This window comes from Mediterraneibacter gnavus ATCC 29149 (assembly GCF_008121495.1).
Lineage (GTDB): Bacteria > Bacillota > Clostridia > Lachnospirales > Lachnospiraceae > Mediterraneibacter > Mediterraneibacter gnavus.
The window spans coordinates 2,869,012-2,881,941 of record NZ_CP043051.1 but is presented as its reverse complement, the minus strand read 5'-3'; the positions used below and the strand labels follow the sequence as shown (position 1 = coordinate 2,881,941).

The following is a 12,930-nucleotide window of genomic DNA, read 5'->3' as shown; positions in this document are numbered from 1 at the left end:
ACTTCTATCTCTCTCTTTCTCTTTTCTTTTTTCCTGTCGATTTCCCTTGGACTTTTTCCTGTTCTTTTGGAATATCCAATCCCCATTGTCTGCAAAATTCTTCCACCCCTTCCCGGTCATACTGGGCAAGCCTTGAAAAGTCGAATGCCACCGGGGTGTAGGTGGCAAATCCTGAACGGGCTTGTCCCGGCAGCACCTTTCCCAGCCTGTTCTTTTTGATGAATGCCAGCTTGTCCTTCGTAAAATCACCGCTTACAAATGCTTCTTGGGGTTCCAGCCCATACCCGCCTGGGAGATTCACCGTCAAATCACCAAATAGTTCCAACTCCCCTTCACTTTGGCTGTACATCAAAACCGCAAGCCCGTTTCCATAGGCATAGCTGGACACTTTCAAGGTGATTTCTTCCTTGCCAAATTCCCAATGAAAAGGCAGTGTATCACTGCTTTCCTGATTTCCATTTTTCTCATATATTTCTTTACGCATGGTTCTTTCCTCCTATAATCCCATCATTTCTTTTACGATCCGGTCAGATGCTTTCACCGCACCCACCAGCACCAGCAGATTGAACACCAATTCCCCTACATAGTTCCACACAATGGTCACTGCACTTAAGAACGTATCCCCAATGGCCGGCGGACTGGCAGAATAGACGGAAAAAATGATGCAGGCCAGTGCAATGATCGCCCCTTCCAGACACACCCCTGCATAGGACTTGATAAAGTTCTTTCCCACCGACTGGGAAGGCTCTCCCGCAAAGGTGGAAATGGGGATGGGTGCAATGGCGGTATACATATACAGCTTGAACATCCTTCCATATACTGTAAGGATCATGATAAAAGACAGCACTGTGATCAGAAGGCTTCCAAGCAGTGTCACGATCCACAAGGGAATGGATTCCAGCATCCCTACTGATTCGATCTTTTCCACGATCTCTGCCGGGAGCTCTGTCACACCCCCGTTTGTCATCCCCGACTGTGCCATGATAGTAGACACGATCCCCTGTACAATGGAAAACAGGGCTGTCATCAATTCCATGCCATACATGATGGCGCCTTGTGCCAGTGCAAACCGGATAAAGGCTTTGAGGGCATGTTCCGGCTTTTTCATGTCTGTAAAGCTGCCACAGGTCTTTACGATCCCGGCTGAAAAAAACAGTACCAAAAGTCCATACCCAATGGCAGTCAGAGCCCCGTTGATCCCGGTGATGACACTCCAGATCGTCCCGCCCTTAAAGGATTCCGGGCTTTGGGTAAGGAGCGTCCAGATTTCTGCCAGTTTCTCATTCCATGTTGATAATGCGGAGTTTAGGTTCTGCACGATCCAGTTATCACTCAAACAGTCTCACCTCCTTTACCGGGGGCAGGAAGATGTCCTCCCTGCCCGCTTCTGTCTCTTCCTGCTACCCAACGATCAAGTCCAGGATCTCTTTTGCAAAGGTGATGATGACACCGCCTGCCAGCGTCAGAAACCCGTTGGCTCTCTGGCTGGGATCATGGCTCTTTAAGCTCAAACCCACCTGCACCACACCAAATCCCAATAAGATCAAGCCGATGGCCCGGATCAGGGAGAAGATAAAGGTGGACAGGTTATTGATGACTGACAGGGGATCTCCGGCTGCAAGCACCGGGATACCTCCTACCGTCATAGTAAGCCATCCATCACTATATTGTCCGGTAAGATATTCACACAGTTCCGATAATTCTTCCGTTTCCAGATATTCCTTTAGTTCTAAGATTGTACAGCCATATAGCACTCCATCGGCTTCTTTCACGGATGGAACTGCGGATAATACTTTTTCTTTGATTGCAGCACTTCCATCAAAGTAATCCATCAGATTATCTGTCTTATCATCCTCATGTCCGACACGGCTGTATTCCGCAATCTTCTCTTGAATTTCAGAAACATACGGTATCAAATCTGCTCCATCAAAGAGTACCTGTTCTTCTTCTAATTCATGATATTCCTCTCCTTCCCAATCTTGTTCCATCTCATTTGGAAGAAATGTTCCTGTCAGTGGTGTCAACAATTCTATTTTGATCGTATCTTCCATTCGCTTCACCTCCCACGTTCCCTTCGCTGTTTCTGCTGTTTTTCCCATGCCTGTTTTGCCAGGTCTCCATAATCAGCTCCCTCTATTGGGGGCAGATTACAGAAAACAGCATATTCTTTTTCATAATGCTCTTTTAACTGTTCACATGCCCACCGTCCTGCAAAATCATTATCGGTGCAGATTTCAATCTCTGTCACCTCTGGATGCTTCTTTAGGAAATGCTCCAATGCATCCGGGCGTTTCATCTTCTTCGGTGATTGTTCCATCCCTTCTTTTGGTGCTGCTATCCCACCCAGAGACAGGCGGTACTTATTGGTCCTTCCATCTTCCAGTGTCATATGGGCAAGGGCGTCAATGCAGGCTTCATACACCGCTACCCGATGACTTTTCCCCAAAGGCGGAACACAAAAGCTATACTGTTTGTTGCTTCCTTCCTGTTCCATTTTAAAACTCTTTCCCCGGGTGTCATAAATCCCACGCAGAAACGCATACTTTGCTTGCTCCTGCTCATCCAATCCAACAAAAACAGCGTTATGGTATGGAACGCTCTCATACAAGATTCCAAGCTGCACACAGTAATCCAATACCTCATCCCGGATTCCCCTTTGGTTCAAATATCTCCGCACCCGGTAAAAACTGTCATTGGGCAGGGGCAGGGAAAAGGGCTTCTTCCTAGGCGCTGGTTCTGCTCTGGGAACATACACAGGAGTCTGCTCACACAGGATTTTTACGGCTTCCGTATATCCCATGCCATCTACCTGCATCAAAAACCGAAGGGCAGACATTCCACCGATATTCCTGGATTTCCAATGCCATTTACTGGTGATCTCATTAATCTTAAAACTATCATGGTCCTGAAGCTGCCATTCATTTCTTGTCCTTGTTTTCTTCAATCTCCCCGGTTGGTATGTCTGCAGATACTCATAGGCTCTCACCTGCTTGGCTGCCTGATACTCTTCTTCAGTAATCCAGGCCATCAGATCACCGCATTGCGAAGAGCCTCCACCTTATCGGTACGCTCCCACGGAAACTCTTTTCTCCCGAAATGTCCGAAAGCTGCTGTCTGTCGGAAAATCGGACGGGTAAGGCGCAGGCTATCCACAATCTGCTTCGGAGTCAGCCCAAACACCAGCGGGATTGCCAGCTCCAGACAGTCATCGGCACACACCTTCCCCGTACCAAACGTATCCACCTGCACCATGACCGGCTGGGCAACCCCAATGGCATAGGCCAAAGACACCTGACATCTGCTGGCAAGTCTCGCAGCGACAATGTTCTTGGCAATGTATCTGGCCATATACGCTACCGAACGGTCTACTTTTGAACAGTCTTTCCCAGAAAATGCTCCGCCGCCATGGGGAACCATGCTGCCATAACTGTCTACCATCAACTTCCTTCCGGTCAGTCCCGTATCTGCATCCATGCCTCCGCAGACAAAACGACCTGATGGATTGATAAAAATTTTTGTATCTTCATCTGGCGGAAGGAGACGAAGTGCCGGAAGAAGCACCTTTTTTCGGATCTCTGCTTCCAGTTTCTTCAGATTCTTGTCCTCCGTATGCTGACAGGACACTACCACACTGTCCAGTCGAACAGGCTTTCCGTTTTCATATTCTACGGTCACTTGGGCTTTTCCATCGGGTAGAATTCCCTGAATATAAGAGCTTTGTCTGCAAGCAGATAATTCTCGGACAATTCGATTTGCCAACACTACGGGTATGGGCATGAGCTGCTTCGTCTCATCACAGGCATATCCGATCATCACTCCCTGATCCCCTGCCCCTTGGAACCAGTCCATCTGATTGTCAGACACTCCTTCCCTTCGTTCTTTTGAAGTATCGACTGCCCCTGCGATATCGGGACTCTGCTGATGGACAAAGGTATCCATTGCAATCCCCTCACTGGAATACCCAATATCAGACAGTACCTTTCGCACGACTGCAAACACATCCGGTTCATAGGCACTGGTAATCTCTCCCGCCACAATAATATTTCCTTTTGTAGCAAGCACTTCGCAGGCTACTCTGGAATTTTCATCATTCTTCAGACACACATCCAAGATTGCATCTGCGATCTGGTCGCACAATTTGTCCGGATGTCCTTCTGTTACTGCTTCTGCTGTATAAAATTTTCTCATATGAATTTCCTCTCTTTCATGCAAAAAAGGCAGGATACCTTCCTTTTTACGGGAACATATCCTGCCAGCTTTCTTATTACTTTCATTTTTTTATTATCATAAATCTTTCCAAAGAAAAACTCCCCAGATAAACTGGGGAGCCTCCAGAAGCTATACCTTACGGTCCTACGGCTTCGTTTAAACATTTATAAAGTACCCACTGTATCTTGATTGCTCAAGCGTGGGACTTAATCATAGTATCTCTGTTCTTCTTTATTATATGCAACTACCTTCTCTTTGTCAACAAATTTTTAGCAGTCACATTTTACAGGTTGTATGCTCTTTTGAATTTTCCTTTTACAAGATTAAAATCTTCCGGTGTTAAAGTACCAATACATCCTCGATTTGCATCCAGCCTTGCCTTACTAACTGCACGTATCTCCTCACACTGGATCATACTGTCTTTATCCAAAAATTCATAAGTATGCATAGACGCTGGTATCGTTCTTCCCGGAATCACTTGCTTTTCTTCATCTTCTGTATCAGAATATAACAAAAACCATGAATCCTGAATCGGCAAACATCTTGCGTTTACTTTTCCTTTTGCATCGGTAATACAAACAACTACCACTTTTTCAGAATTATTGATTTTATTATTGGACATCACCAGTACCGGACGCATTTTATTTTTCTCCGTTCCTATGTTATATCCCAAATCACAAAACCATATTTGCCCATGTAAAACCTGTCTATGTTTATTCGTATTAAATTTTGATACCCGATTGTAATTTACTTTATCTTTTGTCCAACTGGCAATATTATAATATTCCTGTGCTTCCTGATTCATTCGCATCACCTACTCATATATGATAAAATTCATTATAATTCACCCAATGTGTATCTTCAACTACTTTTTAGGCTTTTCAATAAGTCTTACACCACCCAAAACCATTTCTTATCTGTCCTATAATAACGAAAAGACCCCCGTAGGAGTCTCTCCGGACTACAGGCTTCACAAGTTTCTGTAGTGCGATCACTAGGCATAGTGTAACCGCTTCTGACACACTTGTCAAGAACAAAAGACCTTGTATTTCACATTCTACGCATCTGGTTTTTGCTATCCTATAAAACTACGTTTTACTTCTGATAAAAATTCTTTCTCTGTTATGCCAGCAACCTGGGAACACAATTCCACAGATACCCCATATTGCTTATAAAATCCTAATGCAGTTACACTTTTTGCAAAGTCTGTTGCTTGTTCTATCGTTTGCTTTGTATCGTACAATACTTCTTTGGGTATCTCAATAACAACCTGCATCTTCTTCCCCCTTTCACATTTATTTTGTTTCATGCTGCTATCGAAATTCTGCAAAGACTTCCGATGCCTCCCGTACTCTTCCGTTTTCCATATCCTTGTATCCTGCGTCCAGCTTCTGATGAATCTCTTCCACAGTCATGAGATCGGCATTGATAACACCGTTCATTTTCTGCATTCCGTCCGAACCCATGCACTTTGTTTGTTCTTTCTGCTCCATGGAACACCTCCCTGTCTTTATGGAATGATTGTAACGCTTTTTCAGGCAGTTGAACAGAGTTTTTCTATTTTTAAATACTTCTTGAAAACACTCTTCCGATAGATAGAAGATACATCCAGATAGCTGCGAAAGTCTCAGTCTTCGAACACTTTCTGACACTACATCACGCCACATTTCGTTGTGCATCCTACATCCTCGAACACCTTTTTTTTATGATGGTACTGTCTTTTTCATGCAGTTGTGTCTCACATTCTGCACTTTTTGGGTACTTTCAAACACTTCCCGGCAACTTCAGTTCCAAAAAGTCACCAAAGGGCTGGAAAAGCACCCACTTTTGAACACTCCTCCAACACTACAAGACTACACAAGCCGCCACAACTTGTTGCACGTTCCTTAACTTCGAACACTTTTTGTTCCGTAGCATCACTTTCCGACTTCCATCCCGTCTCACATTCTGCACTTTTGGAGTGGTTTTGAACACTTCCCGCAGGAAATTGCCCCAGATCACCGCAGGATATATCCAGAGAGCAGAAGAAAGTACCTATCTTTGAACACTTTCCCCGTTTAAGTCCCTACTTTTACTGCCACAAGGATGTTCCGGGCTTCTTTCCACTCATAAGAACAAGTCACCAGTGTCAGAGTTTTCTCACAACCTATGCCATCTACCCCTGTTTCAAACAGCGACAGCGCTTTTGCCTGCTGTACATAAGCCTCCGCACCCTGTGGACTGTGAAAAGATGCCTGCTGAAAGTCAAACATGGACACATCGGCTTTCAAAACTGCCGCTATCTGGTATTCTTCCATGCCTTCCTGTGTCTGAAAAAACACCTTGGGATGTGCTTTCCAGTAATCATAGGAGACGTACTGATCCAGATTCCCGAACATTGCACCGCTGTTCATGTTGTGACCGTAGATGGTCAGATTCCCGGATTCTCCCAGAATACAGTCTGCCTGGAAGAACAAACTTCCATTGATGTCGTAGTTTCCCCGGTAATCTCTCCGCAGATAATACTCTGGATCTTCCACATTGCTCTGCAGTACCGGATAATCGATGCCACTCTCCGGGATCGTAAGCCAGCCCCGAACATTCAGATACTTACTCTGGAGGGATCGAAGGTCAATGGCAGACACTTCCGGTTCTCTTCCAGCCTGTTCTGGTTTCTGTCCCGGAGAGCCCCCGCCCGGAGGAATATCCTCCGGGAAGCAGGTTTTTAACTCCTCCACCAGTTCCCTGTTCTGCCGGGGAACGGCCACATAATCATAATAAAGCAGCGCTGCACTGAACATACAGACAGCACACAATACTGACTGCAGAATCCACAGCTTATTCTTCTTTTTTCGCTTTTTCCGTTTTTCCATGTTTCTTCTTATAAATTATGGTTACCATGAGTCCGGCTACTGATACTCCCAGAAGAACAAACAGCAGGACTGGTTTCCAGTGATTATCCCCTGTCTGCGGTACACCCGGTGTTTCCGGTGTTCTTGCATCCTTCATCTCCACTTTCTGAATCTCCATAGTATCTTCCAGTGTAAATTTCACATCCTCTGCAATCTCATAACCTTCCGGTGCGGTGATCTCACGCAGAGTCAGCTCCTCCCCTACTGGAAGTTTCTCTACCAGATGAGGTTTCCCGTCCGTTACCCACTCTTCCAGAATCTCACCCTCTTTATTTAAGATCTGCAGCTTGGCTCCTTTCAGTTCTTTGCCTGTGGTAATATCCGTCTTGGAGATTTCCACTTTGGAATAGGCATCCTTCATCTCCACCTTGGTCACACTGCCATCTTCCTTTACTTCAAACTCGATATCTTCCGCAGATACATAGCCCTCTGCATAAGGCGGCAATTCTTCATGGAGCGTATAAGTTCCCTCTGGCAGTCCATATACCACGTGCGGTTCTTTCGTACTGATCCACTCTTCCACAATGTTGCCCTCTTTATCGATGATCTGCAGCTTGGCTCCTTCCAGTTCTTCCCCGGTTGTAGCATCGGTTTTCGTAAACTGGCTCTCAGTCGGCTGGTTTTCCACCTCTTTGGTCAGCTGGATTTCTGCAAGGTTCTGGTCTGTATAAGAGGCATCGATTTCCCAGATTTCCTCATTTGAAAGATACCCCGGTTTTCTCACTTCCTCTTTCACATAATATTTCCCATGGTAGAGGTCGCTGTCAAAAGTAAGCTGTCCGTTCTCATCCGTTGCTTTCTTTTCCAACAGCGTATCCTTTTCTACAAGAACCTCACCCTGCTGGGACAGGATATCTTCTCTTGCATACAATCCAAAGATAACGCCTTCCAGCTTCTCTTCTGTGACTGCATCCTTCTTTTCTATAGAAATGGAAATCTTCTGTCTTTCATTTTTATAGGCAACCCCTTCGTAAACCACTGCCTGGGTATCATCCTTTGCGGTCAGGGTAAATTCCTTCTGTTCCGGATTCAGTACGAAATGGTCGCCTGCCACCGTTTCTTTCAGATAATAAGAACCCAGTGGAAGATTGTTCACTACTGCTTTTCCTTCTTTATCTGTGACCAGGGTTGCTACCAGATCATCTTTTTCATAGCGGATAACCGGATTGCCCTGCTCATCTTTTGTTCCATCTGGAGAATAAATGGTGTCCTTAGCATACAGCTCAAAGGTTGCCCCTTCCACGCCGGATTCTTCATATACAAAGTCATGGAACACCCCGGTATCGGTATCTTCTCCGGTCACTGCATCTTTGATCTTTCCTGCCAGTCTCTTGGCTTTTGCAAGCAGGGAATCTCCCTTCACCTCTACTGGCTGTTCCCCGGTTTTCGTTAATGTCAGGCTTCCCACCTGTTCATCGTTTGGCTGCTCGACTTCCACGATAACTGCTCCGGTATCCGGATCGATCTGATGGGCAGTATCAGAAGAAACGGTAATCACGATTCCCTCTTTGGCATTTTCTTTGTAACTGCCTTTTTCGCTCACTTCTAATGGAGAAATCACAGTTTGCCCTTCATACAAGGACATTTCATACCCCTGTCTTACAAATCCTTCCGGCGCTTTCACTTCTTCAATCCGATAGGTAGAACATTTCAGCTCTTCCGGTGTGACCAGATAACCTTCCTCATTCGTCTTGAAAACACTGATGGTCTCTTTCTTCGGATAGAATACCGTCTGCTCTACATATTCCTCTTTTTCCATATCAAAGATTTTATAGGAAGCGCCTGCCTTCAAAACCGGATTGCCTGTCTGTGCATCCTTTTTCACAATCTTTAATAAAAATTCAAACGGACGGTCATCGAACACACGCCACACCATCGGCTCTCTGCTGTCCTCATCTACCTTTACTAAAAACGGATCGATGGCTTTCAAATTCTCCGGCACCGTACTTTCTTCTACCACATAAAGACCATACGGAAGTTCCGGGCTAAGGGCATATCCCTTTTTATCCGTAATGAGTTCCGGCACCGGCACAGCCTTGCCATCCACATAGGTCACTGCCACCTCTTCTTTACTGAAATCATACCCACGGAAATCTTCCGCTGTAAACTGATCCCCATTGGACGGCTGTAATTCCCCACTCTTTACTTTGGAAAGGCTGCTAACCAGGTACACTTTAAAACCAGCCCCTTCCACAAGGTCTGTTTCTGTCTGATTCCCATCTTCACTGATCTTGATGAGCTGGAACGCCTGTTTCTTCACCTGTTCCTGTACGGTCAGGTCCCTGGTTACCTCTGCCACTTCCTGTCCTTCGTAGGTAAGGGTCACCTCATATTCTGTTGGATCCACCGTATAGCCTTCCGGCGGAGTGATCTCTTTCACATACATTTTTCCCAGATACAGTTCAGAAAAATCTAAGGTGCCATCTTCCTTGATCACCCCCTGCGCGATGAGGCTGTCTTTTTTGAACAAAACGCCCGTCTTTCCATCTGGGTGGACAATATCCTCTCTGGCATACAGACCATACACGGCTCCTGCAAGGGAACTGTCTCCCTGTGGAAGAAAGTCCTGTGTCTCCTTATCAATCTTTTTGATATGGACAGCGCCTTTTACCCTCTCATCGGTTGCAGTGATCGTAACCGTCTTTCCGGCTTCCACATCCACCTTATGAATCACATCACTCTGCGCATAGCTGTCTGGAGCCTTAATTTCCTTCACATATACGGTTTTGATGGTTGCCTCAAAGTAATCACTGACTGCCTTTCCATCTTCCCCGGTAGCTGGCATTTCCATTAACAGATGCTCACACTTGCTGTCTGTATAAATGCCATAGACTGCGCCATCCAATGGGTTCTTGGTATCTGCATCTTTTTTGAGAAGTTCAATCCTTGTCATCTCCAGCCAGTTGACTGTAAAGCTGACCGGATTCGCCTTTTCTGATTCAAACACTCCGATATCCTGATTATTGTTTCCAGTAGATAACACCAAAGTTCTCCAAGTCTCTCCCACAGAACCGTGCAGTTCTCCGGAGGAATAGGTTCCGGTATGGAGCATGGATGCAGTCAGATAAAACGTATCACCGCCATAAATCTTCAACGTACCATTCTCTGCAGAAGTTCCCTTTGTCTTGTTATAAATGGCGATGTCTTTTGGCACATTGACAGAAATATAGTTTCGATGATCCCCGGACAATGTGATATCCGGTGTTTTCTGCACATTTCCATCACGGACTGCTTTTACGGATGTTTTAGAAAGGGAAATCTCCCCTTTCGGCGGTTCTTCCATAGCAAACAGATGGTCAATATAGGCAATCACCCCTGCTTTTACCAGATCCTCATACTTGCATCCCGTAAATCCTGCCTCACCTGCGTAAGCATAGCTGGCTGCGATATGCGTATATACATACTTCTCTTCTTTTGTCTTACCAGACAGATAACTTCCGGTAATATCCCCCGCACCGCCATAGCCATAATACAACACTTTCTGCAGGTTTTTATTGCTGTCCAATACCTGTGCCACATAATCTCCACTTGGCGGTGAAGAACGATGGGATTCCAGACAATAGGCAATCTTTCCATTTACGGTAAACCAACAGGTCAGATAATTTCCAATATAACTTGGATAGTAGATGGTTTCTCCTTTTTCCAGATGTACCGTTTCTCTTGCAGTAAAGGTATTCTCTGCACCGGAAAACATCATCACTTCCCCATCCTCAATCTTTTCTTCCAGTTCCCTTGCTGCCTGTGCATCTGCATCTTCCCCGGATATCGTTACTTCCACATCCGGGATCTCCTGCACAGGCGTCTCCGAATCTTCTTCGGATTTCGTATCCTCCTTCTGTTTCTGCCCACCGTTTTCTTCTGCATGGGCCTGCCCTTCCGTATCGGTCAGAATAATCTTACGGGTAATAGAGTAGCTGTCACGCTCATCTTTTGGCACAACCCAGTACGTTGCGACATAAGTCCCTGCCTGGTCTGGATGATACGCACTGCCATCCTCTGCTTCGATACGTTCCAAAGTCACATCCTCTTTTTCTGGATCATACTGAATCCCTTCCATGCAGGTCTCTGCCATAAATTCCTTGTCGGAAACATCTTTGGTGATATCCTCTGCAGTCACTGTCTGCTCAGAAATTTCCGACACCGGATGATCCGATTCTGTCTTACTTTCTTTTTCTGTCACAGCATTCTGTGAAATTTCACTTTCTGCCGCATGGACATCCGCCAAATTTCCAAGCGGACTAAGGCCCATGAGCAATGCGAGCCCGAAGGCTGCAAGTCTTGTTTTGATATTTCTGCTCTTCATTGCATTCTCCTTTTTTCGTTAAAAATACCGCAGAGGCTTTCCCCTGCGGATTTGTTATCTGCTTACTTCTGTTTTCTTTTGACTGGGTTTCTGTCTGCCCACTTCCTCCCGGACACGCTTTAACGCATCGGTCACCGAGCGGCTGGAAATCCCATTTTGATGACAGCCTTCCACGATCCCCATAAAATAAAGATCAGAAGGAATCGCTGGTTGATCCTTATACGGAGCATTCATGGTATATGCCATGACTTCCCTTTTCATGCCATCCTTGCCCTGAACAAGAACAGGCTCCTTCCCATAAAGATGGGGATAACCTTCATAAAAGTCCAGGCTCTTTTCACACTCCGGTGTAATCTTCCAAAGTACACCTTCCACCCGGCTTCCCTCTTCCGGCAGAATAGTGGCAACACCGCTTCCCTTCCCCCTGCCACAAAAGGTCAGGCGATACCCTTCCAAATGGACAGGCTCTACTACAGAAGCTGCCGGACAGCGGTATGCCATCTGATCTAAGTTCATGTTACTGCCATAGGCAAAATAATACGTTTCTTTCATCTCTACCTCCTATCGGACATCCTCTGCCCGATGATTTCTATTCAAACATTCATACTGACTGCGGTCATATCTCCACGCCCGATCCCCTTCCAGGTTGGCAAGCAGATGTTCTCGGACATTTTTATATTCCGGTCCGATAAGCCCCAACCGCAGTAAAAAGGTACGGAATGTAAACGCAGGATTCTCGGTAATCTCTGTTTTCCGCATCTGGGTACATTTCTGATTGATGGCCTGAGCGGAAATGGCAAGAGCCAGCGTGATATTTGCCCGTACTTTTCCTGCATGGAGAGTGCTTTCAAAACACCGCCATTCCAGCGTTCCCTTCAAAAACACTGCATGCAGGTTTAAGGCATAATACCGGGTACTGTCATAATGATCATGACTTCCATCCCTGCCTCCGTACCATATCTGTTTCAGCTTTTCCATGGAAATGGTGCTGTTTGGCATCCTGCGGATTTTTTCCAGCACAATGGGGCGTACTTTCTGACAATAGTTGCTTTCTCTGGAAGTCTGCACTTTCAATGCCTTAAACAGAATATCCTCTTTCGAATACATAATCGTCATGGCATTTTTCAGGCTCCTTGCCGTATGATTTGAGGCATCCACGTGAACGTGCTGCCCACAGGATTCATTCACTCTTGCCCGGTGATGTCTGAGACACCTGACTACTTCCTGTAGTTTTCCCATCTCAGAATACTCAAGTTTCGGGCTTACCATCTCCGTACTATATTCACTTCCGGCATGAACCATCTGGCCACGCTCCCTGCGTTGTGTATAGATACTGCCATCATACATAAACTTCCATTTTTTCCCTTCTCGGTCCATCACAGACCATGTTTGATAATATCCGCAATCATAAACTGCGCGTGTTCCAAACAATTCTGCCACTGCTTCTGCAGCCCTCTGTCTGGTAATACCTGTCATCTCAATCTCTGTACCAAAGTATTGGTTCTGAATTCCAATTGCCATACTGCC

Annotated in this window: 12 protein-coding genes; all 12 read right to left on the bottom strand. The window is 45.8% G+C overall.

Going from position 1 to position 12,930, the window contains the following annotated elements:
- Positions 1-4 precede the first annotated feature (4 nt).
- Positions 5-484, bottom strand: coding sequence for a DUF4313 domain-containing protein (locus FXV78_RS14250; protein WP_004614588.1), 480 nt, complete (start codon positions 482-484; stop codon positions 5-7).
- 12 nt (positions 485-496) lie between these two features.
- Entirely contained in the window at positions 497-1,336 is an 840-nt protein-coding gene (locus FXV78_RS14245; RefSeq protein ID WP_039959274.1) for a VirB6/TrbL-like conjugal transfer protein, CD1112 family, read from the bottom strand.
- Positions 1,337-1,400: 64 nt separating this feature from the next.
- On the bottom strand, positions 1,401-1,646 hold the full coding sequence (locus FXV78_RS14240; protein ID WP_105084818.1) for a glutamyl-tRNA amidotransferase: 246 nt from the start codon (positions 1,644-1,646) through the stop codon (positions 1,401-1,403).
- A 410-nt stretch (positions 1,647-2,056) separates the two neighbouring features.
- A complete protein-coding gene (locus FXV78_RS14230; protein ID WP_004840607.1) occupies positions 2,057-3,028 on the bottom strand; it encodes a DUF3991 and TOPRIM domain-containing protein in 972 nt (323 codons plus the stop codon).
- Positions 3,028-4,188 carry a methionine adenosyltransferase gene (gene metK / locus FXV78_RS14225; RefSeq protein WP_004840608.1) on the bottom strand — a complete coding sequence of 387 codons (1,161 nt, stop codon included), beginning with the start codon at positions 4,186-4,188 and terminating at the stop codon, positions 3,028-3,030. The genes FXV78_RS14230 and metK overlap by 1 nt, the downstream gene beginning before the upstream one ends.
- A 304-nt stretch (positions 4,189-4,492) precedes the next feature.
- Positions 4,493-5,014: a type II toxin-antitoxin system PemK/MazF family toxin gene (locus FXV78_RS14220; protein WP_004840611.1), complete on the bottom strand. Its 522-nt coding sequence runs from the start codon at positions 5,012-5,014 to the stop codon at positions 4,493-4,495.
- A 270-nt stretch (positions 5,015-5,284) separates the two neighbouring features.
- On the bottom strand, positions 5,285-5,485 hold the full coding sequence (locus tag FXV78_RS14215; protein WP_009245978.1) for a UPF0175 family protein: 201 nt from the start codon (positions 5,483-5,485) through the stop codon (positions 5,285-5,287).
- A gap of 37 nt (positions 5,486-5,522) precedes the next feature.
- Positions 5,523-5,702 (bottom strand): hypothetical protein, encoded by a 180-nt coding sequence (locus FXV78_RS14210; RefSeq protein ID WP_023923658.1) that lies wholly within the window; start codon positions 5,700-5,702, stop codon positions 5,523-5,525.
- A 564-nt stretch (positions 5,703-6,266) separates the two neighbouring features.
- Complete coding sequence (locus FXV78_RS14205) at positions 6,267-7,061, bottom strand: class B sortase (protein ID WP_004840620.1); 795 nt, start codon at positions 7,059-7,061, stop codon at positions 6,267-6,269.
- Positions 7,027-11,403 carry a SpaA isopeptide-forming pilin-related protein gene (locus FXV78_RS14200; protein WP_004840622.1) on the bottom strand — a complete coding sequence of 1,459 codons (4,377 nt, stop codon included), beginning with the start codon at positions 11,401-11,403 and terminating at the stop codon, positions 7,027-7,029. Before FXV78_RS14200 ends, FXV78_RS14205 begins: the two co-directional genes overlap by 35 nt.
- A gap of 54 nt (positions 11,404-11,457) precedes the next feature.
- Positions 11,458-11,955 carry a gamma-glutamylcyclotransferase family protein gene (locus FXV78_RS14195; RefSeq protein ID WP_004840624.1) on the bottom strand — a complete coding sequence of 166 codons (498 nt, stop codon included), beginning with the start codon at positions 11,953-11,955 and terminating at the stop codon, positions 11,458-11,460.
- 9 nt (positions 11,956-11,964) lie between these two features.
- Positions 11,965-12,924, bottom strand: coding sequence for an amidoligase family protein (locus FXV78_RS14190; RefSeq protein ID WP_105084774.1), 960 nt, complete (start codon positions 12,922-12,924; stop codon positions 11,965-11,967).
- Positions 12,925-12,930 lie beyond the last annotated feature (6 nt).

Excerpts from the sequence above, each read along its gene's own strand:
- FXV78_RS14205 (WP_004840620.1), bottom strand. The coding sequence starts at position 7,061 with ATGGAAAAACGGAAAAAGCGAAAAAAGAAGAATAAGCTGTGGATTCTG.
- FXV78_RS14210 (WP_023923658.1), bottom strand. The coding sequence starts at position 5,702 with ATGGAGCAGAAAGAACAAACAAAGTGCATGGGTTCGGACGGAATGCAG.
- FXV78_RS14240 (WP_105084818.1), bottom strand. The coding sequence starts at position 1,646 with ATGACGGTAGGAGGTATCCCGGTGCTTGCAGCCGGAGATCCCCTGTCA.
- FXV78_RS14215 (WP_009245978.1), bottom strand. The coding sequence starts at position 5,485 with ATGCAGGTTGTTATTGAGATACCCAAAGAAGTATTGTACGATACAAAG.
- FXV78_RS14250 (WP_004614588.1), bottom strand. The coding sequence starts at position 484 with ATGCGTAAAGAAATATATGAGAAAAATGGAAATCAGGAAAGCAGTGAT.
- FXV78_RS14200 (WP_004840622.1), bottom strand. The coding sequence starts at position 11,403 with ATGAAGAGCAGAAATATCAAAACAAGACTTGCAGCCTTCGGGCTCGCA.
- metK (WP_004840608.1), bottom strand. The coding sequence starts at position 4,188 with ATGAGAAAATTTTATACAGCAGAAGCAGTAACAGAAGGACATCCGGAC.
- FXV78_RS14220 (WP_004840611.1), bottom strand. The coding sequence starts at position 5,014 with ATGAATCAGGAAGCACAGGAATATTATAATATTGCCAGTTGGACAAAA.
- FXV78_RS14230 (WP_004840607.1), bottom strand. The coding sequence starts at position 3,028 with ATGGCCTGGATTACTGAAGAAGAGTATCAGGCAGCCAAGCAGGTGAGA.
- FXV78_RS14190 (WP_105084774.1), bottom strand. The coding sequence starts at position 12,924 with ATGGCAATTGGAATTCAGAACCAATACTTTGGTACAGAGATTGAGATG.
- FXV78_RS14195 (WP_004840624.1), bottom strand. The coding sequence starts at position 11,955 with ATGAAAGAAACGTATTATTTTGCCTATGGCAGTAACATGAACTTAGAT.